This window comes from Thermomicrobium sp. 4228-Ro (genome assembly GCF_026241205.1).
GTDB lineage: Bacteria > Chloroflexota > Chloroflexia > Thermomicrobiales > Thermomicrobiaceae > Thermomicrobium.
Genome location: NZ_JAPFQM010000001.1, coordinates 1,522,459 through 1,543,506 on the forward strand (window position 1 = coordinate 1,522,459; position 21,048 = coordinate 1,543,506).

General features: G+C 67.5%; 21 protein-coding genes and 1 tRNA gene. 17 read left to right on the top strand and 5 right to left on the bottom strand.

The genetic code is table 11. The annotated features are described in order from the left end of the window. Positions 1-55: 55 nt before the first annotated feature. The 4 genes from OO015_RS07165 to OO015_RS07180 all read right to left on the bottom strand — a co-directional run bounded on the left by OO015_RS07165 (position 56) and on the right by OO015_RS07180 (position 2,152). Positions 56-220: a Flp family type IVb pilin gene (locus OO015_RS07165; protein WP_265940552.1), complete on the bottom strand. Its 165-nt coding sequence runs from the start codon at positions 218-220 to the stop codon at positions 56-58. Positions 221-235: 15 nt separating this feature from the next. Next, the gene (locus tag OO015_RS07170) at positions 236-424 is read right to left on the bottom strand and encodes a Flp family type IVb pilin (protein WP_265940553.1); all 189 of its coding nucleotides are present in this window, start codon (positions 422-424) and stop codon (positions 236-238) included. Between the two features lie 280 nt (positions 425-704). Then, positions 705-1,772 (bottom strand): hypothetical protein, encoded by a 1,068-nt coding sequence (locus OO015_RS07175; protein WP_265940554.1) that lies wholly within the window; start codon positions 1,770-1,772, stop codon positions 705-707. Between the two features lie 131 nt (positions 1,773-1,903). After that, the gene (locus tag OO015_RS07180; protein ID WP_265940555.1) at positions 1,904-2,152 is read right to left on the bottom strand and encodes a hypothetical protein; all 249 of its coding nucleotides are present in this window, start codon (positions 2,150-2,152) and stop codon (positions 1,904-1,906) included. A gap of 128 nt (positions 2,153-2,280) precedes the next feature. On the opposite strand from OO015_RS07180, the gene OO015_RS07185 reads away from it, so the two are divergent. From OO015_RS07185 to OO015_RS07205, 5 genes are all read left to right on the top strand, one after another. Then, positions 2,281-2,351: transfer RNA gene (locus tag OO015_RS07185), tRNA-Gln, on the top strand. Positions 2,352-2,385: 34 nt separating this feature from the next. Next, positions 2,386-3,822 carry a bifunctional UDP-N-acetylglucosamine diphosphorylase/glucosamine-1-phosphate N-acetyltransferase GlmU gene (gene glmU / locus OO015_RS07190; protein WP_265940556.1) on the top strand — a complete coding sequence of 479 codons (1,437 nt, stop codon included), beginning with the start codon at positions 2,386-2,388 and terminating at the stop codon, positions 3,820-3,822. A gap of 4 nt (positions 3,823-3,826) precedes the next feature. Next, positions 3,827-4,765: a ribose-phosphate diphosphokinase gene (locus tag OO015_RS07195; protein ID WP_265940557.1), complete on the top strand. Its 939-nt coding sequence runs from the start codon at positions 3,827-3,829 to the stop codon at positions 4,763-4,765. A gap of 41 nt (positions 4,766-4,806) precedes the next feature. Next, a complete protein-coding gene (locus tag OO015_RS07200) occupies positions 4,807-6,066 on the top strand; it encodes a hemolysin family protein (RefSeq protein WP_265940558.1) in 1,260 nt (419 codons plus the stop codon). 8 nt (positions 6,067-6,074) lie between these two features. Next, the gene (locus tag OO015_RS07205; RefSeq protein WP_265940559.1) at positions 6,075-6,692 is read left to right on the top strand and encodes a biotin--[acetyl-CoA-carboxylase] ligase; all 618 of its coding nucleotides are present in this window, start codon (positions 6,075-6,077) and stop codon (positions 6,690-6,692) included. Here the strand turns inward: OO015_RS07205 and OO015_RS07210 are convergent. After that, positions 6,627-7,751: an LLM class flavin-dependent oxidoreductase gene (locus OO015_RS07210; RefSeq protein WP_265940560.1), complete on the bottom strand. Its 1,125-nt coding sequence runs from the start codon at positions 7,749-7,751 to the stop codon at positions 6,627-6,629. The genes OO015_RS07205 and OO015_RS07210 overlap by 66 nt on opposite strands. Before the next feature lie 326 nt (positions 7,752-8,077). On the opposite strand from OO015_RS07210, the gene mraZ reads away from it, so the two are divergent. Genes mraZ through OO015_RS07270 form a run of 12 tightly spaced genes read left to right on the top strand, consistent with a single transcriptional unit; the run spans position 8,078 to position 20,958 of the window. Next, a complete protein-coding gene (mraZ, locus tag OO015_RS07215) occupies positions 8,078-8,506 on the top strand; it encodes a division/cell wall cluster transcriptional repressor MraZ (protein WP_265940561.1) in 429 nt (142 codons plus the stop codon). Positions 8,507-8,529: 23 nt separating this feature from the next. Beyond that, on the top strand, positions 8,530-9,498 hold the full coding sequence (gene rsmH / locus OO015_RS07220) for a 16S rRNA (cytosine(1402)-N(4))-methyltransferase RsmH (RefSeq protein ID WP_265940562.1): 969 nt from the start codon (positions 8,530-8,532) through the stop codon (positions 9,496-9,498). Between the two features lie 4 nt (positions 9,499-9,502). Further along, positions 9,503-9,961: a hypothetical protein gene (locus OO015_RS07225; RefSeq protein ID WP_265940563.1), complete on the top strand. Its 459-nt coding sequence runs from the start codon at positions 9,503-9,505 to the stop codon at positions 9,959-9,961. Further along, positions 9,958-11,685, top strand: coding sequence for a peptidoglycan D,D-transpeptidase FtsI family protein (locus tag OO015_RS07230; RefSeq protein WP_265940564.1), 1,728 nt, complete (start codon positions 9,958-9,960; stop codon positions 11,683-11,685). The genes OO015_RS07225 and OO015_RS07230 overlap by 4 nt, the downstream gene beginning before the upstream one ends. Next, positions 11,682-13,079 (top strand): UDP-N-acetylmuramoyl-tripeptide--D-alanyl-D-alanine ligase, encoded by a 1,398-nt coding sequence (locus OO015_RS07235; protein ID WP_265940565.1) that lies wholly within the window; start codon positions 11,682-11,684, stop codon positions 13,077-13,079. Before OO015_RS07230 ends, OO015_RS07235 begins: the two co-directional genes overlap by 4 nt. Beyond that, positions 13,079-14,095, top strand: a complete 1,017-nt coding sequence (gene mraY, locus OO015_RS07240) for a phospho-N-acetylmuramoyl-pentapeptide-transferase (protein WP_265941023.1) — start codon at positions 13,079-13,081, stop codon at positions 14,093-14,095. Before OO015_RS07235 ends, mraY begins: the two co-directional genes overlap by 1 nt. 10 nt (positions 14,096-14,105) lie before the next feature. Further along, positions 14,106-15,518: a UDP-N-acetylmuramoyl-L-alanine--D-glutamate ligase gene (gene murD, locus OO015_RS07245; protein ID WP_265940566.1), complete on the top strand. Its 1,413-nt coding sequence runs from the start codon at positions 14,106-14,108 to the stop codon at positions 15,516-15,518. Next, the gene (gene ftsW / locus OO015_RS07250) at positions 15,515-16,798 is read left to right on the top strand and encodes a putative lipid II flippase FtsW (protein WP_265940567.1); all 1,284 of its coding nucleotides are present in this window, start codon (positions 15,515-15,517) and stop codon (positions 16,796-16,798) included. Before murD ends, ftsW begins: the two co-directional genes overlap by 4 nt. Next, the gene (gene murC, locus OO015_RS07255) at positions 16,795-18,183 is read left to right on the top strand and encodes a UDP-N-acetylmuramate--L-alanine ligase (RefSeq protein WP_265940568.1); all 1,389 of its coding nucleotides are present in this window, start codon (positions 16,795-16,797) and stop codon (positions 18,181-18,183) included. The genes ftsW and murC overlap by 4 nt, the downstream gene beginning before the upstream one ends. Beyond that, positions 18,167-19,120, top strand: a complete 954-nt coding sequence (gene murB, locus OO015_RS07260; protein ID WP_265940569.1) for a UDP-N-acetylmuramate dehydrogenase — start codon at positions 18,167-18,169, stop codon at positions 19,118-19,120. Before murC ends, murB begins: the two co-directional genes overlap by 17 nt. Positions 19,121-19,123: 3 nt before the next feature. Beyond that, complete coding sequence (locus OO015_RS07265) at positions 19,124-20,224, top strand: D-alanine--D-alanine ligase family protein (RefSeq protein ID WP_265940570.1); 1,101 nt, start codon at positions 19,124-19,126, stop codon at positions 20,222-20,224. After that, complete coding sequence (locus OO015_RS07270) at positions 20,221-20,958, top strand: cell division protein FtsQ/DivIB (protein WP_265940571.1); 738 nt, start codon at positions 20,221-20,223, stop codon at positions 20,956-20,958. Before OO015_RS07265 ends, OO015_RS07270 begins: the two co-directional genes overlap by 4 nt. Positions 20,959-21,048 lie beyond the last annotated feature (90 nt).

The following is a 21,048-nucleotide window of genomic DNA, read 5'->3' on the forward strand; positions in this document are numbered from 1 at the left end:
GTCCGTAGTGCGTAACAGAACGCCCCGCCCGGTTGCCCGGTACGGGGCGTCCCGTTCACGAGCCGGGAAAACTACCCACGACCGACTGGTAGAAGGTGTCGAGCGACCCACCGAGTGCGGTGAGCGCCGTGACGACGGCTAGAGCGATGAACAGGATGATCATCCCGTACTCGACGAGGCTTTGGGCGGGTAGGGCTCGGTGTACCGCATGTCGCAGCATTGCCCTGACGGTCCATCAACCACCGAGTTTCCCGGCGATGTTCGTCAGCAAGCCATTGATGTTCTGCCCGATCAGCGTCAGCGCACCGATGACCACGAGCGCTACCAGTGCCAGGATGAGCCCGTATTCCACCAGGCTCTGACCCTCCATCGCCCGCTGCTTCTGCACCTCGTACCACGCGAGGATGTCGTAGAGATACCGCATGGTCGTGACTCCCTCCGATGACCTGCGCCGGCCGATGACGGCACGGCATCGACGACTCCAGCGAACCCCCGTCGTCCCGACCCCCTGGTGCCGCTCGTCCCGGTGGTCACCTCCCCTCTCGCTGGCGCAGCCAGGTGCGGTCGTATCGGGCGTCTACCCACACACTACGGCGTCGGAGCGGCCGGTCAGTAGATGCGCTCGTCTCGACTCGTCACGGGAACTTCGTCGTGAACCGATCGGGGGAGGACGAGTAGGAGGAGACGCCAGTTCCGAGCGGTGCTCAGGTCAGGGGAACGAGCAGGGTCTGGCGCAGCCGCTCGGGGGCGACCGCTTCCTCGGTCAGGGTCGCGTCCAGCTGGCGGAGCCGCTCGACGAGTGCCGGGTCGAGCGGCGGCAATGGGTCGAGCGGGGCCGGTCCGGCTGCCTCGAGGTGCGCCACCACCTGCGCCGGCTCGTAGTGGATGTCGATCCGCAGTACGGTCACGCCCGGTTGACGGGCCAGTCGCAGCGCGAGTTCCTGGAGCAGACGGTAGACGAGCAACGGGAAGGGCGGGGGAAGGGGCGTGTCCTGCTCGGGGCCCTGTACCTCGGCTTGCTCGAGACGAGCGAGGCGGGCCAGCTCGCGCACATAGCGGCGCAGCGTCTCGGTCAGTCCGAGTTCCTCGAGCACGCCGGGTGCGAGTTCGAGGAGCGTGCGACGTAGGCCGCGCACGGCTTCGCTCGCCAGCTCGCGGAGACGGAGGAGCTCGACCCGGAGGGCGGCCGAGCCCTGCCGCTCCAGCTGGAGACAGACCTCGATCTCGAGCGCGAGTGCGCTCAGGAGCTGGGCGAGCTCGTGCTCGAGGCTCCGGCGGACGAGGGCCCGCTCGCGTTCGGCTGCGAGCAGGACGTCCGTGGGCGGGATCGGCCCCACCGGTGCGGCGGACAGGAGCCGGGTGCGCCGGTCGCTCGCCCGCTCGCGCTGGCTGGTCACCTGCAGGTGCTCCTCGGCGAGCGCGAGGAGGTCGCGGAGCCGCTCCTGATACTGGAGCAGGCTCTGCCGGCGTTCCTCGAGCAACTCGAGCTGGTTCCGCAGCATGAAGAGCCGGAGCGTCGCCTCGTGGACGGTACGGTAGGCGTCGCGGATCTCGCTGCGCGGGTAGGCCTCGAGGTTCGTCTCGATCTCGCGCAGGCGGGCGCTGAGCTGGATCTCGCGCTGGCTGGCCCGTTCGACCTCGGCCGCCGTCTGGGCCAAGAGGACATCGATCTCCTCCAGCGAGCGACCGGTCTCGCCGAGTTCTGCCCGGCAAAGCTCGACGGTGCTGCGGAGTCGCTCGGTGATGGTGGCCGTGTCGCGCGTCTCGGCCATCGATACCCCTGACCGGAGTCTACGGGCGAGGACGAACGGTGACAAGCTGGTCCGCGTAGGAAAGAAGTCCCACCAACGAGTGATCCGAGAGGCTGGAGCGGTGCGCTCCTCTGGGCAGCAAGGCTCCATCATCACGGTTGTGGGATCACCACCGCGAGCGGTGTTGCCGGTGCGATATCGGCGTAGGGCACCGGGTCCACCCGACCCGTCAGCATGTGCTGGCAGAACACGTACTCGGTCGTGCCATACGCTGCGGGACGGTCGGACGCAGCAGCGTTTCGAGCCTGACGAGTGGACGGGGCGACCGCCCGAAACGTGCACGGGAGCATCGCTTCTCGGAGCAGGTCTCGCTGCTGGGCCAGCTGTGCGAGGGAGAGCACGATCCGTTGTCGGTCGTTGCCCGTGCCGACGACGCGACAGCGCGATCGCTCGGGGCGGGAGTGGCGTCGGCGCGCAGTGGTTGACAGGGAGCCGTCGCGACGTGTAGGCTTGCATAGGGCGACGACATTGGCGGGTGGTGAAACGGTATCACAGGGGCCTTTGGAGTCCTTGTTCCAGGTTCGAATCCTGGCCCGCCAGCCGGGTGGCATGCCCAGCCCTTCGACGACCGGGCATGCCCGTCCAGACGACGAACGTGGACGAGAAGCCTGACGCAACGCAAACGTCGAGTGGCGAGGCGCTCGCCGTGGTCGTCCTCGCGGGCGGTCTGGGAACCCGGATGCGTTCCCGCACGCCGAAGGAACTGCATCCGCTCGCCGGGCGGCCGCTCATCAGCTACGTCCTCGACGCCGTGCAGGCGCTCCCCGCAGTGCAGCGCATCCTCGTCACGAGTCCCGCGAAGGTAGAGCTCGTCGCGTGTGTGCCGCCGGGTTGGGAGATCGTCTACCAGGCGGAGCCGCTGGGGACTGGCCATGCCCTCGCCCAGGCGCTGCCCCACCTTCGTCCCGAAGTCAGCTGGGTGCTGCTCGTCTTCGGCGACCATCCCTTGCTGACGGCGCCCGATCTGGAACGGCTCTGTGCAGCAGCCCAAGCGCAGCGACCGCTCGCTGCCGTGCTCACGACGGTGTTGTCCGACCCGGCCGCCTACGGGCGGATCCAGCGTGACGAGCAGGGCCGCGTCATCGGGGTGGTCGAAGCGCGCGAGGACACGACGGCCTACGCGGGGCCAGTCGAGGTGGTCAGCGGAGCGACGCTCTACCAGCGACAGTGGCTCGAAGAGGCTCTCCCGCAGGTGCCGCGCAGCCCCTCGGGTGAGTACTACCACACGTCCCTCGTCGGGCTTGCCGCCGCGACAGCACATCCCGGCGAGCCCGTCATCACGGTGGTCGCACCACCGGAGACCGCGCTCGGTGTCAACGACCGGATCGACCTGGCGCGGGCCGAGGCGGTCCTGCGCGACCGGATCGTGCAGGCGCACCAGCGGGCTGGGGTGACGGTGGTCGATCCGGCAACGACCTGGATCGAGCCGGAGGTCGAGATCGAGCCGGACGCTCGGATCGAGCCGTTCACGATCCTGCGTGGACGGACGCGCATTGCCAGCGGGGCCTGCGTCGGCCCGCACGCGGTCGTGCGCGACAGCGTGATCGGGCCGGAGAGCGTTGTGGTTGCCTCGGTGATCGAGGAATCGGTCGTCGGAGCACGCGTGCACGTCGGACCCTACAGCCACTTGCGGCCGGGTACGGTCGTGGAGGACGGCGTGCACATCGGGAACTTCGCCGAACTCAAGAACGCGCGGATCGGGCGCGAGACGCGCATCGGCCACGTGAGCTATATCGGTGATGCCGATCTGGGCGAGCGCGTGAACATCGGTGCCGGGACAGTCACCTGCAATTTCGACGGCGTGGCCAAGCACCGCACGGTCGTCGAGGACGAGGCCTTCATCGGAAGCGATACGATGCTGGTCGCACCGGTGCGGGTCGGCCGGGGGGCGCGGACCGGTGCCGGGAGCGTGGTGACGAAAGATGTCGCGCCTGGTGCGACGGTTGTCGGCGTGCCGGCGCGGCCGATCGAGTTGCGGCGAGCACGTCGCGACGGACGGACGGGGGCGTAGGACGGTGGACGGCCGGTTGCAGATCTTCGCCGGAAACGCGAACCCGCACCTGGCTCAAGCGATCGTGAGCGTTCTGGAAACACCGCTCGGCCGGGCGGAAGTCTCGAGCTGGAGCGACGGAGAGACACGGGTGCGCTTGGAAGAGAACGTGCGCGGTTCCGATGTGTTCGTGATCCAGTCGCTCTGCGCACCGGTGAACCAGAACATCATGGAACTCTTGATCATGCTCGACGCGGTCAAGCGTGCCTCGGCAGCGCGTATCACGGCGGTCATCCCGTACTACGCCTACGCGCGCCAGGAAAAGAAGACAGCCGGCCGGGAGCCGATCAGCGCGAAGCTCCTGGCCAACCTGCTCACGACCGCCGGTGCCGACCGCGTCCTGACGATCGATCTCCATGCACCGGCGATCGAGGGGTTCTTCGACATTCCAGTCGATCACTTGCGGGCGACGCCGATCCTGGCGGCCCATTTCCGGCGGCTCGGCCTCACTGACTTCGTCGTGGTAGCACCCGATGCTGGGGCTGTCTTGCGCGCCGATGAATTCCGGCGCCGGTCCGGTGGCGGTCTGGCGATCATCTCCAAGCAGCGGCCCGGACCGGAACAAGCTGAGATTCTCGAAATGGTCGGCGATGTCGAGGGGCGCGATGCGGTCATCGTCGACGACATCATCGCGACGGGGGGTACCCTGCTCAAGGCAGCAGAACTCCTGCGCGAGCGCGGTGCCCGGTGCATCTTCGCCGCGGCAGTGCATGGGGTGTTCGCTGGGAACGCCCTGGAACGCATCCAGGCATCGCCGATCGAGCGGGTCTTCGTGACCGATACGATTCCGTTACCGGAAGGGGTGCGCACGGACAAGGTGGAGGTGCTGACAGTCGCTCCGCTGTTGGCGGAAGCGATCATGCGGATCCATAAGGACCTGAGCATCAGTGCGCTCTTCACCTGACCGCTCGCCGCTTCCTGCGGGGCCACCCCGGGAGTGTGCACTTGAGTAGTCCCTGGAGAGAACTGATCCTCTTCGTTGTTGCAGCGGTGGTACTCGTCACCACTGCCCTGGTCGATCTGGCCAGCTGTCTACCGGCTCGCCGCTCGCTCCGTGAGTTCCTGGCTGAACTCAGCGAGGCGGCGAACGGTAACGGCGAGCGGACACTCGACGAGTTGCGCACGGCGCGCCCGGCAGTACGCCTGGTGCAAGGGGTCGCCTTTCTCGTCCTCGTGCTGCTGGCGGTGCGCTTGGGCCAGCTTTGGTGGCCCGCCCACTCACTGGCCTTCGCGGGGCTGCTGGCGACGGTCGCGCTGGTCGTCTTGGCCAGTGCGGTACCGCTCGCTGTGCTCGCCCGACGGCCATTGCCGAGTAGCCGGGCGCGCACGCTCGCTGTCACGCTCGGGCGCTTCGGTGCACCGTTGCGGGCAGCCAGCGACCTCGTCGAGCGTGTCGTCGCCCTGGCCATTCCGGCGGTGCCGGCCGCGCTTGCCCCGGCTGCGACCCCGGCCGCTGCTGGCGGGGAAGCGGTGGAAGAGGCCGAGGAGCTGATCGAGCGGGTGCTCCGGCTCGATCGGCTGACGGCGCGCGACATCATGGTGCCGCGCACCGATATCGTCGCGGTGCCGTTCGCGGCATCGGTGCGCGAGGCGATCGCGATCGCACGCGAGAGCAAGCACTCGCGGCTGCCGGTGTACCAGGGAACGATCGACCGGATCGTCGGTATCGTCCACGTGCGTGACCTCTTGCGCTTCGCGCTCGAATCGGCCGAGGGGATCAAGGTCGGCGACGTGATGCGCGAGGCCTACTTCATTCCGGAGACGAAGCGGGTGGACGAGCTCTTGCGTGACCTGCAGCGCCAGCGCGTCCACATGGCGATCGTGGTCGACGAGTTCGGCGGGACAGCCGGCATCGTGACCATCGAGGACGTCCTCGAGGAGATCGTCGGGGAGATCCAGGACGAGTACGATGTCGAAGCGCCGCTCGTCGAGCGGGTGAGCGCCGAGGAAGCGATCGTCGACGGGCGGATCTCGCTCGAGGAGATCGCCGATATCTTCGGCGTCTCGCTCGAGGACGAAGAGACCTCGACGATCGGTGGGCTCGTCCAAACGCACCTCGGGCGTATCCCGCAAGCGGGTGAGTCGGTAGCGGTCGACGGACTTGAGGTAACGGTGCTCGAGGTGGACGGGAACCGGGTGCGGAAGCTCCGCGTGCGTCGCATCCCGGCCCCGGTCCAGCGCAGTGACGACGAGGAACGCACCTGAGCGGGGCGATGGTCGTCTGGCAGATCCACCGCTACGAGCGGGTAACGACGACGATGGATATCGCCGCGGAGCTGGCTGCCCAGGGGGCACCAGCCGGGACGGTCGTGCTGGCCGAGGAACAGACCGAGGGCCGGGGACGCGAGGGACGGCGCTGGCTCGCCCCACCCGGTACGTCGCTGCTCTTCACCGTGATCGCGCGCCCACCCTTCGCGGTCGTGCAGGACGAGCGGCTCTCGGTGCGCGTGGCCGAGCGTGTCGCTGCGGCGATCGCCCGCACCTGCGGTCTGCAGCCGACGATCAAGGAGCCGAACGACCTCCTGGTGGATGGACGCAAACTGGTTGGCATCCTGCTCCAGAGCCGCGTACGCGGCGAGACGCTCGAGTATCTCCTCATCGGGATCGGCATCAACGTCAATATCCCGGCCGAGCAGCTCCCGCTCCCGACGGCGACCAGCCTCCTGGTCGAACTCGGCCGCCCGGTGGACCGCGAGGAGTTGCTCCGGGTGGTCCTGGAGGAGCTCGAGCGCGATCAGCAACTGTTCCCACTGGAGACGAAGGCGCTAACGCTCCAGAGCGTTGCGCACCCGACGGAGTGCCAGGAACGTCCAGAGCGCTGCCCCGGGTGAGCGCAGTGCCGAGGCCGGCAAGACGGCGAGGAAACGGAGGCCAGCCTCCTGGTAGGCGCGCAGGCGCGCGATGACCTGCTCCGGTGTACCGGCGAGGACGCTGCGCGCGACGAGTTCCGGGGGCACAGCCCGGAGCGCGGCGCGCAACGTCTCGGGCGAGAGGCGCTCCGGTACGAAGTCGAGGTAGCCCCGGAAGCGCTCACCGAGCGGATGGACGAGCCCGAGTGCCTGCCAGTCGCTGGCCGGGCGGAGCAGCCCAGTGAGCCGGAGCGCCGGGTGGCGCAGCACCGACTCGACGGCCCGCTCGGTCGGCGCGAGGACGAGTGGCGCCTGCATCCCTGGCCGCAGTGCACTGGGATCGCGACCGGTTTCCACAGCGGCACGGCGGATCGTCGCGAGCTTGGCGGCGTACTCTTCTGGAGTGTCGATCCAGTTCGGGTACCAGCCATCGGCGAAGCGTCCAGTCAGGACGAGCATGCGCGGTCCGTGCGCACCGAGCCAGATTTCTGGTTTGCGGCCGGGTGGGGCACTCAGATCGAAGACACCGTCCGGAATTCGGTAGTAGCGACCGTCGAAGTGGATGGTGCCTGGCTGGTCGAGACAGGCGCGAAGAATAGCCAGCGCTTCCTCGATCCGGGAGACCGGGTGGTCGAAGGGAAAGCCGTACGGCTCTAGGTTCTCGGCCTCTCCTGCGCCGATCCCGAGGATCGGCGGTCGCCGTGCCAGATGTGCCAGCGTGAGCATCGCCTGGGCGAGCAGCACCGGATGGCGGCGGATCGGATCGGTCACACCGACGCCGAGGCGGAGCCGCCCGGCGTGGGCGCTGAGCCGACCGAGCAGGGTCGCGAAGTCGTAGTAGGGGTGGGGGCTCGAGCGGAGGCGTGCCATCCAGGTCGTGCGCGGTGACCAGAGCGCGCGGGGCACGAAGTCCTGGAGGTGGTCCCAGAGCATGACCGCCTCGAAGCGGAGCAGCCGGGCGAGCCGGACGAGCCCGGTGACGCTGGTGACCGGTGGCTGGGCCGGAACGACGAGTCCGAAGGCAAACGATTGTTCGGCCATGGTGCCCTCCCCAGTCAGTATAGCGGGCATGCACGGTGCGTTCCGCGAGCGGTGCCTGGGCGGAAGGGTGAACCGGTCTCGCGGCAGCCTCGCGACCTGCGGTGTGGGCAGACGGCCCCGTACCCGACCTCCTATTGTGGGGCGATACGGGCGCGTACGGACGAGTGTCCGTACGATCGCAGGAGTCGACAGAAGATGCTTGCGCGCGGGGGTGTCCGTGCATATGCTTGTGGACAACTGTGGGGGAAGGTGGGGATAAGTGGGGGCACTTGTGGATAACTCCCACGTGACCGCACCCTGCAGGATCGCTTAGCGAGGGTGGCGGCGTGTTTCTCGGGCGCTTTACCCACGCGATCGACGAGAAGGGGCGATTGGCGATCCCGGCTCGCTTCCGCGAGGCGTTCGATGGCCAGGGCGTACTCACCCGGGGGATCGACCGCTGTCTCACGCTCTATCCGATGGCATCCTGGCAACCGCTCGCCGAGAAGGTGTCAGCACTCTCGATCAGCGATCCGGACGCGCGTGCCTTCCGCCGCATGGTGTTCGCGGAGGCGACGGTCGTCGAGTTCGACCGCCAGGGGCGCATCCTCATCCCACCCGAGCTCCGCGCCTACGCGGGGTTGGAGCGGGAGGCGATCGTCGTCGGCGTGCACTCCTACATCGAAATCTGGAGTCCGGAGGGCTGGGCAGCGCAGGCCGAGCTGCTCACTGCCGAAGGTGCATCGATCGCCCAGCGCCTGGCGAGCTTGATCTGATACAGGCAGGAGCGTCCGGAACCATGGAGGAGCGCGAGCTGGGCACGATGGAGACACCCGCACCCACGACGGTGCACGAACCGGTGCTCCTCGCTGAGGTGCTGCACTATCTCGCACCGTGTCCCGGCGGACGCTACGTCGATGCGACGTTCGGTGGGGGCGGGCACGCGCGAGCCATCCTGGAAGCCAGCGCACCGGACGGGCGGCTTCTGGCGATCGATGCTGACCCGGCCGCCGTTGCGCGCGCAGAAGCGCTGGCTGCTCGGTATCCTGGTCGGCTCGTGCCCTGCCACGGCAACTTCCGCGACCTAGCGAGTCTGGCCCGTCGGCACGGTTTCGATCCGGCCGATGGCATCCTCTTCGACCTCGGGCTCAGTTCCGATCAGCTGGCCGATCCAGCGCGGGGCTTTTCCTTCCAGCAGCCGGGACCGCTCGATATGCGGTTCGATCCGACGCAGGGCGAGCCAGCCGCGGTCATCGTGAATACCTGGCCCGAGGAGCAGCTGACTGACCTGTTCTGGCGGTACGGCGAGGAGTCGCGGGCGCGCGCCATCGCCCGAGCCATCGTTGCCGAACGCGCACGGCGGCCGATCGAGACGACGACCCAGCTCGCCGAACTCGTCGAACGCGTGGTCGGTCGGCGTCGCGAGCGGATTCACCCAGCGACGCGGGTCTTCCAGGCCTTGCGGATCGCTGTCAATCGAGAACTCGATGTGCTCGAGCTCGCGCTCGAGCAAGCGGTCGCGCTGCTCCGTCCTGGCGGGCGGTTGGTGGTGATCGCGTTCCACTCGCTGGAGGATCGCATCGTCAAGCACTTTTTCCGGCGCGAGGCTGCGCGGTGTCTCTGCCCACCGGGAACGCCGGTCTGCGTGTGTGGGCACGTACCTCGGCTACGAGTATTGACGCCGCGTGCGGTACGGCCAGCAGCCGAGGAAATCGCGCGGAATCCGCGGAGCCGCAGTGCGCGCTTGCGCGCCGCCGAGCGGGTGTGAGGCGATGGTCGCGGAGCGGACGAAACCGGTTGTCGCGACACCCAGTCTCACGCCGATCGGTCGGCAGAAGGTACGCCGGTCGGGACGGTCCTGGCTGCTCCTGACGCTGGTGCTCGTCGGCGGCCTGGCTGGGCTCTGCTTGCTCTATCTCGAGCAGACGAACCGCGTGGTCGAGTTGGGCTACGAGCTGACGCGCCTCCAGCGGGACCGCGAGCAGGTCTCGCTGGAGGTCGCAGCGCTCCGCTATCAGTTGGCTCAGCGCCAGTCACTGGCGCGGGTCGAGGAGCTGGCGCGACGCGAGTACGGTATGGTGCCGCTGCGGCGTGCCGAGGCGCTCGCGGTCGAACGCCCGGTGCCAGCACCGGATCCGACTCCGGCACCAGCCCCCCAGCGGCGCTGGTGGGAGCGGGTGCGTGATGCGTTGCTCGGTATCGGACATGCCGAAGCGAGCGGGATGCCATGAGCGGTCTCTCGGCACGTCGTCTGCGGTTGCTGTTCGCAGCGTTCCTGCTCTTCAGTGGTGCGGTCGGGTACCGCGTCGTCTCCTTCGCCGTCCTGCAAGGCCCGGTTCTGGCCCAGCGAGCTGAGGCATTCCGCTACCGTGCCGATGTCGTGCCGGCACATCGCGGCGAGATCCTCGACGCGCGCGGGCGTGTGCTGGCGACCGATGTACCGGCCGATCGTGTCTCGGCGATCGTCCGCGAGGTCGAGGATCCGCACCGGACTGCGCAGCTGCTCGCTCCGTTGATCGGGCGCTCGGTCGAGGAGATCGAAGCGGCCTTGACCCAGCCAGGACGCGAATGGGTGGTACTGCAGCGGCAGCTCGATCCGGATGTCTCGGCCCAGATTCGCGCGCTCGATCTCCCTGGCATCGTGCTCGACCCGGAACCGAAACGTGCGTACCCGATGGGCGACTTCGCCTCGCAGGTACTCGGCTTCGTCAACTGGGAATACCGCGGTGCGTATGGAGTCGAGGCGCAGTACGACAACGTCGTGGGCGGCACGCCAGGGCAACTGGTCGGTGAGCGCGATCTCGCCGGCAACGTGATCGCGCTGGCGCCGAGCTCCTGGAACCCCCCGAAGGATGGGGCGACGCTCGTCCTCACTATCGACAGTGCGGTGCAGTACCTGGCCGAATCGGTGCTCGACCGGACGATCGCGGAGCAGCAGGCGGCCGGTGGCACCATCATCGTCATGGACGTGCGGACTGGAGCGATCCTCGCCATGGCGAACCGGCCGTCGTTCGATCCCAATCGCTTCACCGAGGTGCCTGATCCAGCCGTCTTCGCCAACCCTGCGATCAACTCGGCGTACGAACCCGGGTCGACGTTCAAGGTGATCACGATGGCCCTGGGGCTCGAGGCTGGTGTGGTGACGCCGCAGACGACGGTCGACGGCGGTGCCTACCGGGAATTGCCTGATGGGACGAGGATCTACAACGCGTTGCATCAGGAGTTCGGGCCGGAGACGATGACCGAGGTCCTCATCCATTCCAGTAACGTCGGCGCGATGGAAGTGGTCGACCGTCTCGGTCCGGACCGTTTCTACGAGGGAGTGCAGCGGTTCGGTTTCGGTCAGCCGACGGGTGTCGACCTCCCCGGCGAGGTCGGGGGTATCGTAAATCTGCCCGGGAGCCCGGGCTGGTCGTTGACGACCTTCTATACCAACGCCTTCGGTCAAGGTATCGCGGTGACGCCGCTGCAGCTCGTGACGGCGGTGTCCGCGATCGCGAACGGCGGTGTGCTGATGCGCCCGTATGTGGTCGAAGAGATCCGCGACGGTGAGCGCGTCGAGGTCATCGAACCGACCCCGGTTCGCCGGGTGATCGGCGAGGAGACGGCGCGGACGCTCAGCGAGATGCTGGCTGAGACGATGGAGAGCTACGCGACACGCTTCAGCGTGCCGGGATACCGGATCGCTGCCAAAACGGGAACGGCCGAGATACCAGGGCCCAACGGATACGAGCACGGTGAGGGCGCGACGATCGCCTCGGTGATCGGCTATGGGCCAGTCGAGCATCCGCGATTTTGCGTCCTCGTCAAGATCGACCGGCCGAAGGCCTCGCCGTGGGGTGAGCGCGCCGCTGGCCCAGCGTTCGCCGAGGTATTCCGGCAGCTCCTGCTCCTCTACGATATCCCGCCGTCGGAGCCGGTCACGACGACAGCTGCACGAGGGAGCGAACCATGATCAGCCTGCGCGACGTGCTCGAGGGAACCAAAGGAGAACTCCATGGCTCGGCGGCACCCGATCTCTTGTTCCGTCGTGTCTGGCACGACTCCCGGTCGACCGAGCCTGGCGACCTGTTCGTCGCGCTGCGGGGCGAGCGGCACGATGGGCACGAGTTCGTTGCCGATGCGGTGCGTCGCGGTGCCAGCGGGGCGATCGTCGAAGCACGGCGCACCGAGGAGCTGGCGAGTCTCGGGATTCCGCTCATCGTCGTCGACGATTCGCTCGCGGCACTCTTGCGCCTGGCGAGCTACTGGCGCCAGCTGTTCGATGTCCCGGTCGTTGCGGTGACCGGGAGCGTGGGCAAGACGAGCACCAAGGAGGCGATCGCCTCGGTGCTCGCCCAGCGCTTCCAGGTCGTGCGCAGTCGGGGCAGTTACAACACCGATGTGGGTGTCGCGATCGACTTGCTCTCGATCGACCCTGACACCGATGTCGTCGTGCTCGAATTCGGTGAGGCGTACCGGCTGGGGGAAGTGCGGGAACTCTGCGCGCTGGCCCAGCCACGGATCGGTGTCGTGACCAACGTCTCGCACGCGCATCTCGCGCGCATGGGCACGCTGGAACGGATCGCCCAGAGCATCGCTGAGCTGCCGGAGTCGCTACCGGTGGATGGAGTGGCGATCCTCAACGGCGACGACTTTCGGGTGCGGCTCATGGCCGAACGGACGCACGCACGCGTGCTGTTCTACGGTCTCGCGCCCGACTGCCATATCCGGGCCGAGGAGATCGAGAGCCGCGGACTCGACGGTATCGCGTTCGACCTCATCGCTTATGGCGAGCGCAATCGTGTCCGCTTGCCGCTCCTCGGGCAGCACAGCGTGCACCATGCGCTCGCTGCGATCGCGGTCGGCTACGAGTTCGGCTTGACGCTCGACGAGATGCTGCCGGGTTTCCACGATCCGCGCGTCCAGGTGCGGCTGCTGACAGTTCCTGGCGTCAACGGGTCGACGCTGCTCGACGATACCTATAACGCCAGTCCTGCATCCTGCATGGCCGCACTCTCGCTGCTGCAGGAAATCCCGGCCCAGCGACGCATCGCTGTCTTCGGCGATATGTACGAACTGGGCTGGTACGAAGAGGAAGGGCATCGCATGGTGGGCCGGCGTGCCGCTGCGGTCGTCGATCGGTTGTTCACGCTGGGGCCGCGGGCTCGCTGGATCGCCGAGGAGGTGATCGCAGCTGGGCTCGCGCCGGAACGCGTCTTCGCGACCGACGATCGGCGCGAACTGATCGACGTCTTGCGCGAAACGCTGCGACGTGGTGACTTCGTCCTGATCAAGGGAGCACGGGGGATGCGGATGGAAGAGATCGTCGAGGCGCTGCGCGTGCCTGGTGAGGAGCGCGTCTCGTGATGGAGCTGTTCGAGTTGCTGCGGTCGCGCAGCGTGCTGCCGCGCGATCCTGGGGAAAACCTGGCGCTTTCGCTCGCGCTCTCTGGTGTCGCGTTCGTCATCACGGTGGGAATCGGGAAACCGTACATCGCATGGTTGCGACGACACAATATCGGCAAGCAGATCAGGGTCGAGGGGCCGGAGGGACATCAGACCAAGCTCGGTACACCCACGATGGGTGGCTTCCTGTTCACCGTGCCGGTGATCGTGCTCACGGTTCTCTTCAACCTGGCCGGTCGGCTATCGATGTTGCTGCCGCTCGGTGTGCTGATGGGTACAGCAGTGCTGGGTGCCGTCGACGACCGCCTGACGCTCGTCACGACGCAACGCGGGGGACTGACGGCACGTTTCAAGATGGCCTGGCTCTTGCTCTTCTCCCTGGTCGCAGCCCTGGTCTTGCACTTCCTGCTCGGGCTGCGCAGTATCTACATCCCCTTCCTGGGCAAGTACGAGATCGGTCTCTGGTACATCCCGATCGCGGTCATCGCGATCGCCGGGACGGCGAACGCGGTCAATCTGACCGATGGACTCGATACGCTCGCTGGGGGGACGGCAGCAGTCGCCTTCACCGCGTACGGCATCATCGCGTTCTTGCAGGGGCAGATTCAGGTCGTCACGTTCTGTTTCACCATGGTCGGTGCAGTACTCGGTTTCCTCTGGTACAACGCGCATCCGGCACAGGTCTTCATGGGCGATACGGGTTCGCTCGCGCTCGGGGCTGCCCTGGCGACTGCGGCCTTCATGACTGGACAGTGGCTGCTCCTGCCCGTGATCGGAATCGTCTTCGTCGCCGAAGCGCTTTCCGTCATGTTGCAGGTGGCGTACTTCAAGCTGACCGGTGGCAAGCGGCTGTTCCGGATGGCACCGCTCCATCACCATTTCGAACTCTTGGGGTGGTCGGAGACACAGATCACGATGCGCTTCTGGCTGGTCAGCATGATGGCCGGCCTTCTGGGCATCGCCCTGGCGCTCGTCTGATGGAGGAAGCATGACCGACACAGCACGGCTCGACCTGCGTGGGAAGCGTGTCCTGGTGATGGGGCTCGGTACCCGATCGGGTGGCCTGGGAGTGACGCGCTGGCTGGTCGAGCAGGGAGCCGAGGTGACCGTGACCGATCTCCGTTCAGCTGAGGAGCTGCGGCCGAGCCTGGAGGCGCTCCGCGGTCTCCCTGTCCGGTTCGTCCTCGGGGAGCACCGTCGGGAAGATTTCGCGCGTCACGAGATCGTCGTGCGGAATCCGGCCGTGCCGCGCGAGTCGCCCTGGCTCGCGATCGCGCGCGACGCTGGAGCCCGGATCGAGATGGAAATGACGTTGTTCTTCCGGGCCTGCCCGGCACCGATCATCGGCGTGACTGGAACGAAGGGAAAGACGACGACCGCGACGCTCTGCGCCGGCATCTTGCGCCAGTGGCGGCCCGATACCGTGTTGGCTGGGAACCTCGGGCGCTCGGCACTCGAAGCGTTACCAGCGATCCGCTCCGATACACCGGTCGTGCTGGAACTCTCGAGCTGGCAGCTGGAGGGGCTCGACGAGCACGGAATGAGTCCGCACATCGCAGTCTTGACCACCATCTCGCCGGATCATCTCGACCGGTACCCCTCGTTCGCGGCGTACGTCGAGGCCAAGCGGGCGATCGCTCGCCACCAGCGGCCGACCGACTGGTTCGTGGTCAACCGCGACGATCCGGTCGCCTGGTCGTGCCGTGCTGCTGGAGCAGCGCGAGTGGTGCCGTTCGGCCGGGACGATGGCGCGAGGGAGGGGGCGTTCTGGCAGGGCGACCGGTTGATCTGGCGCTTCGCTGGTGACGAGGTGGAACTCCTGCACCGGTCCGAGTTCCCCCTGGCTGGGCTGCATGCGGTCTACGATGCGCTGGCAGCCGCCGCAGCAGCCCTGCTGCGCGGTGCTGCCCCACCCCATGCGCGCCTCGGCCTGGCGACGGCCCAGCCGGTGCCGCACCGGCTCGAGCGGGTCGCAACGCTCGCTGGCGTCGAGTTCATCAACGACACGGCCGCGACGGCTCCGGCGGCAGTCCTGGCGGCACTGGAGGCGTTCGCCGGCCGGCCGATCGTGTTGATCGGTGGTGGTGCAGCCAAAGGAGTGGCGCTGGACGAGCTGGCCCGGGTCGTGGCAGCGCGCACCGAGGCGGTCGTGCTGCTCGACGGGACGGCGACGGCGGGGTACGAGGCAGCGCTCCGCCAGCATGGGGCGCGGGTTTTCGGCCCGTATCGCTCGATGGACGAAGCGGTGAGACAGGCCGCGACCCTCGCCCCACCTGGCGGTGTCGTGCTGCTCTCACCGGGATGCGCGAGTTTCGGCCTCTTCCGCGACGAGTTCCATCGTGGCGAGGCGTTCCGCGCGGCCGTGGCGCGGCTGGTCGAAGAACGAGGAGGAGCCCGGTGAGATCGCTCGCCCGCCGGATCACCCAGCTGCTGGCATTACCTGCCCCTCCGCGCACGCTCCACGAGCCTGACCTCGCGCTCCTGTTGACTCTTCTCGCGCTCGCAGCCTTCGGTCTGGTGATGGTCTTCAGTGCCAGCGTCGGGAGCGACACCAGCTACGCGATCCGCCACGCGATCTGGCTCACGCTCGGCGCAGTCGCCGCGGTGGTGACGACAGCGCTCGATTACCGCGTATGGCGGCGGCTGGCCGTGCCGGCGTTGCTCGCCGCTGTCGCGCTCCTCCTGGTCGTGCTCGTACCGGGAATCGGCGATACGCGCCTAGGAGCCCAACGGTGGATCGACCTCGGACCGCTCTCGTTCCAGCCGTCGGAGGTCGCCAAGCTGGCGCTCGTCCTGTACCTGGCGAGCTGGCTCGCTTCCAAGGGTGACGGCATCCGGCGTTTCGGGCACGGGGTGGTTCCCTTCGTCGTCCTGCTCGGGGCGCTGGTCGGCCTGACGATCCTGCAGCCGGATCTGGGCACCTCGATGATTCTCGTGTTCGTCGGTTTCGCGATGTTCTTCGCGGCGGGTGCAGCGGTCTCGCACTTCGCTCTGCTCGGTGCCAGCGGGATGGCAGCAGCGCTGGTGCTGGCGCTCGGAGCGTCGTACCGCCGCGAGCGACTCCTCGTCTTCCTGAGTTCCGACCAGGAGCTCTTCGATCCGAACGGTCTCTTCCGGACGCTCGGCTGGCAGATCGCGCAAGCACGTCTGGCGTTCGGGGGTGGAGGCTGGTTCGGTGTCGGACTCGGGGCCGGACGGCAGAAGTTCCAGTGGCTCCCGCACGCGCACAACGATGCGATTTTCGCGGTGATCGGCGAGGAGCTGGGGGTCATCGGCTGTTCGGTCGTCCTCCTGCTCTTTCTGCTCTTCGCCTGGCGCGGTCTCAGTGTTGCCCGGCGCGCACCCGATCGGTTCGGTGCGCTCCTAGCGGTCGGCATCACGAGCTGGATCGTCGGCCAGGCGCTGGTCAATGTGGGTGGCATCACGTCGACCCTGCCGTTCACGGGGATTCCGTTGCCATTCGTGAGCTACGGTGGCTCTGCCCTGGTGAGTTCGCTCCTGGCGACCGGCATCTTGCTCAGCGTGTCGCGCGCGACGCTGCCGCGCGGTGCCGAGCAGCCGGTCGAACGGCCGGCCCGCGTGCCAGTGGGCCGCCATCCCTCGCTGACGCCGGCGCTCCGCTCGTTCGGTCGTGAGCGCCGGCGCCGGAGCACACCGCGCGGCGGGAGGTTGCCCCGATGAGTCGAGTTCGCTTGCCAGCACAACTGGAGACGGTGCGGTCGCTGCACTTCCTCGGCATCGGTGGTGCGGGGATGAGCGGCCTGGCCGAGCTGGCGGTCGCAGCTGGCTTTCAGGTGTCCGGCTGCGATGCTGCTGAGACGCCTCTGCTGGAGCGGCTGCGCGAGCGAGGGATCGCGGTCTACAGCGGACACGATCCGCAACACGTCCAGCAGGCGGATCTACTGGTGGTGACGAGCGCGGTGCGAGCCGACCATCCCGAGGTGGCAGCGTTCGCGAGCCGGCGTCGCCCGATCGTCAAGCGAGCCGCTTTGCTCGGCTGGCTGGCGAGCGGGTACCGGACGATCGCGGTGGCCGGTACGCACGGCAAGAGTACGACGAGCGCGATGATCGCGCTAGTTCTCGAGGAGGCCGCTCGGTCACCCAGCTTCGCGATCGGTGCCGAGGTGCTCGATCTCGGTGGGAGCAATGCCCGGCTCGGGAGCGGGGAGGATTTCGTGGTCGAGGCGGACGAGTACGATTACAGTTTTCTCCTCCTCGAGCCGGAGGTGGCTGTCGTGCTCAATGTCGACCATGACCACCCTGACCTCTTTCCCGACCATGCGAGCGTGGTCCGTGCGTTCCGGAGTTTTCTCGCCCGCGTGCGTCCGCAGGGTACCGTCGTCCTTTCGGCCGACGATGCGGTGACGAGCGGGTTCGTTCGTGCGCTGCGGGCGAGCGCACAGCGTGTCGTCACCTTCGGAAGCGATAGGCAGGCTGATTTCCGCGTCCTGCCGGACGGAACGCTCCGTGATCCAGAAGGTACCTGCTGGCGGCTCACGCTCGCTGTCCCGGGCTGGCACAATCGGCTCAACGCTGCGGCGGCCGTCGCCGCTGTCGGAGCGTTGGGGGTTCCGGTACCGCTCGCGCTAGAGGCCCTGGCCCGCTTCCACGGTGTCGGACGTCGCTTCCAGGAGGTAGGAATGACCTCTGGTGCCCGATTGATCGTCGACTACGCGCATCACCCGCGCGAGGTCGCTGCGACGCTGCAGGCAGCGCGCGAACGTTTTCCGACTGCGCGGGTCTGGGCCGTGTTCCAGCCGCACACCTACACGCGGACACTGCGTTTTCTCGACGAGTTCGCTCGTGCCCTGGAGAACGCTGATCTCGTGGTCGTCACGGATGTCTACGCAGCCCGCGAGCGACCGCTCCCGGGCGTCGATGCCGAAGCGCTCGCTCGCCGCATCGGGCGGGTCCCGGCGATCGCCGTACCCGATCCGAGCGCGGCTGCACAGGCAGTGGCAGCTGGAATCCAGGCTGGCGATGTGGTGTTGTTTCTCGGTGCAGGCGACATCTGGAAGGCTGCTCAGGCATTGCGAGAGGATAGCCGTGATGCCGGCACGCGCTGAGCGCGATCGGACTGTCCGCGTCGGGAGCCATGAGCTGCGCGTCCGGGTGCAGGAACCGCTCGCTCGCTATACGACGTTCCGGATCGGTGGGCCGGCTGACTACTTGGTGCGGGCCAGTGACCGCCCGACGCTCGAGCTCGCACTCGAGTGGGCTGAGCAAGAGCGCTTGCCCGTGACCGTCATCGGGGGTGGCAGCAACCTACTGGTGCGCGATGGCGGAATCCGGGGTCTCGTCATCGTCTTTCGTGCCGCGGGCGAAGCGCTCGATGGAGCGATCCAGCTCGCAGCGGACGACGGTGCGACCATGTTGACCCTCCCGGCAACGGCTCCCCTGTCCTGGGTCGGTCATCGGACGAGCGAGCTCGGACTGGCTGGACTCGAGTGGGCTGCTGGCTTGCCCGGCGTGGTCGGCGGTGCCGTCGTCAACAACGCCGGGGCGCACGGAGGTGCGATCGGAGACGTCCTCGCCGATGTCGAGCTGTACGATCTCGTCGACCGGCGTGTGCTGCACTGGACGCGGGACGCCTTGGCTCCGCGCTATCGCATGACCGAACTCAAGGCGCAACCGCGACCGCGCCGGTACGTCGTCCTGGGCGCTCGTGTGCGACTCGTTCCCGGTGATCCGGCGCGCTTGCTCCGGACAGCTGAGGAGAATGCGCGCTGGCGGCGACAACACCAGCCCACCGGGCCGTGTGCAGGTTCCGTCTTCACCAACCCGCCGGGAACGTACGCTGGATACCTCATCGAGCAGGCGGGGCTCAAGGGGTTCCAGATCGGCCGGATCCGGGTGTCGGAGCGGCATGCCAACTTTTTCCTCAACCTCGGTAGCGCGACAGCGGCCGAAGCGCTCGCGCTCCTCGAGGCGGTACAGCGTGCGGTGGCCGAGCAGTTCGGGATCGTCCTGCAACCGGAAATCGAGATCGTGGGGGAGCCGTGAGCGATGAGCAGGAAGCTCCGCGTCGCTGTTGTCTTCGGAGGCCATTCGGGCGAGCACGACGTGTCGCTGCGCTCGGCGCAGGCCATCCTCCGGCATATCGACCGTGAGCGCTTCGAACCGGTTCCGATCGGTATCACCCGTGATGGACAGTGGCTCGTTGGGGGTGACCCGCTGCGGGAGCTCGCTGCCCAGAGCCGGCTGCCGCTCGAAGGCGCGGATGGTTCGGAGTCAGGGTGCGCGTCCGGCTCGACGGGGGCGCGCGTGCTCGCCGTTCCGGAGCCGTTCTGGTCGGGAGAAGTCGATGTCGTTTTCCCTGTCCTGCACGGCCCCTATGGAGAAGACGGGACGATTCAGGGGATGCTGGAGCTCGCTGGTCTCCCGTACGTCGGTTGTGGCGTGCTCGCCTCCGCTGTCGCGATGGACAAACCGACCGCCAAGCGGCTCTTCACCAGTGCTGGCCTCGACCAGGCACGTTGGCTCGTCTTCACCTGGCACGAGTGGGAGCGCGAGCGATCCGCCCTCATCGAGCACATCGAGCGAGAACTCGGCTTTCCGTGCTTCGTCAAGCCAGCCAACCTGGGCTCGAGCGTCGGCGTGAGCAAGGTGCGCGACCGGCCAGAGCTGGTAGCAGCGGTCGAGCTGGCGAATCGGTATGACCGGCGCATCCTCGTCGAGGAAGGGATCGATGCGCGGGAGCTCGAGGTGAGCGTGCTCGGTAACGAGGAACCGGTGGCGTCGATCGTCGGCGAGATCGTGCCGAGTCGCGAGTTCTACGATTACGAGGCCAAGTACATCGATACTGGCTCGCAACTGCTCATACCGGCACCGATCAGCCCTGACCAAGCCGAAACGGTTCGGCGAATGGCGATCGAAGCCTTCCGGGTCATCGACGGAGCGGGGATGGCACGGGTCGACTTTTTCCTGGAGCGGCCGACCGGTCGCATCCTGATCAACGAGGTGAACACGATTCCGGGCTTCACGGCGATCTCCATGTATCCCAAGCTCTGGGAGGCGTCGGGGTTGTGTTTTCGGGATCTGATCACGCGACTGATCGAACTGGCACTGGAGCGACACCGGGAGCAGCGACGGCGACGGTCGGCGTGACGGGGGTACCGCCACGGCCGCGTCGCCGACGTGTCCGGCACGCGCTCGCGAGTGGCGTGCTCACGGGCCGCATCCTGGCACTGCTGCTGCTCATCGGGGGCGGAGTGCTCCTGGTCGGTTTCCTCGAGGGCGAGCAGTATCGCGTGCGTACCGTCGTCGTCAACGGAAATCGCCTTGCGTTCGCTGACACCGTCATCCGAGACAGCGGGGTATTGGGCCTCTCGGTGTTTCGAGTCGACACGCAGGCCGTGGCGCAGCGCCTGGTCCAGCATCCGGCGATCGCCCGGGCGACCGTGCGGGTCTACTATCCTGACACTGTCGCGATCGATCTCGTCGAGCGCGAACCAGCGAGCGTCTGGATGACGCGTGAGGGGAGCTGGCTCGTCGATCGGGAGGGGCTGGTGATCGGGAGCGGTGACCAGGATGGTGTCCCGCACGTCGACGTCGAGGGCGGCCTCGCTTTGCAGCCCGGCGGACGTGTCCCCAGCACGGTCGCAAAGGCGTTACCGGTGGTCGTCGAGCGGTACGCTGACCGTCTGGCAAGACTCGAGTACCGCTCGGCCGATGGCTTCGTTCTCGTCTTCACCGGTGGCGAGCGCGTCGTACTGGGTGATGCTGAGCGCTTCGCTGAGCAGCTCGCCGTGCTCGACGCGATTCTGACGCGGAAGGACAGGTGGTTGCATCTGGATCTCCGTGACCCCGATCGGCCCGTACTGTGGACAGTGAGTCCGTGAGCGGCGGCATGATATGCTACACTCCGACCTTGACGACTGGTACAGCCAGCGGGTGGTCGCCTACCCGCCGGTAGAGGCGGGGTTGTCGGT

Coding starts and splice junctions, on each gene's coding strand:
- OO015_RS07205 (WP_265940559.1), top strand. CDS start 6,075: ATGGTCGTCTGGCAGATCCACCGCTACGAGCGGGTAACGACGACGATG.
- glmU (WP_265940556.1), top strand. CDS start 2,386: ATGCCCGTCCAGACGACGAACGTGGACGAGAAGCCTGACGCAACGCAA.
- OO015_RS07170 (WP_265940553.1), bottom strand. CDS start 424: ATGCGGTATCTCTACGACATCCTCGCGTGGTACGAGGTGCAGAAGCAG.
- murD (WP_265940566.1), top strand. CDS start 14,106: ATGACCGACACAGCACGGCTCGACCTGCGTGGGAAGCGTGTCCTGGTG.
- OO015_RS07175 (WP_265940554.1), bottom strand. CDS start 1,772: ATGGCCGAGACGCGCGACACGGCCACCATCACCGAGCGACTCCGCAGC.
- mraY (WP_265941023.1), top strand. CDS start 13,079: ATGGAGCTGTTCGAGTTGCTGCGGTCGCGCAGCGTGCTGCCGCGCGAT.
- OO015_RS07210 (WP_265940560.1), bottom strand. CDS start 7,751: ATGGCCGAACAATCGTTTGCCTTCGGACTCGTCGTTCCGGCCCAGCCA.
- OO015_RS07230 (WP_265940564.1), top strand. CDS start 9,958: ATGAGCGGTCTCTCGGCACGTCGTCTGCGGTTGCTGTTCGCAGCGTTC.
- rsmH (WP_265940562.1), top strand. CDS start 8,530: ATGGAGGAGCGCGAGCTGGGCACGATGGAGACACCCGCACCCACGACG.
- OO015_RS07265 (WP_265940570.1), top strand. CDS start 19,124: ATGAGCAGGAAGCTCCGCGTCGCTGTTGTCTTCGGAGGCCATTCGGGC.
- murB (WP_265940569.1), top strand. CDS start 18,167: ATGCCGGCACGCGCTGAGCGCGATCGGACTGTCCGCGTCGGGAGCCAT.
- OO015_RS07235 (WP_265940565.1), top strand. CDS start 11,682: ATGATCAGCCTGCGCGACGTGCTCGAGGGAACCAAAGGAGAACTCCAT.
- murC (WP_265940568.1), top strand. CDS start 16,795: ATGAGTCGAGTTCGCTTGCCAGCACAACTGGAGACGGTGCGGTCGCTG.
- OO015_RS07165 (WP_265940552.1), bottom strand. CDS start 220: ATGCTGCGACATGCGGTACACCGAGCCCTACCCGCCCAAAGCCTCGTC.
- OO015_RS07225 (WP_265940563.1), top strand. CDS start 9,503: ATGGTCGCGGAGCGGACGAAACCGGTTGTCGCGACACCCAGTCTCACG.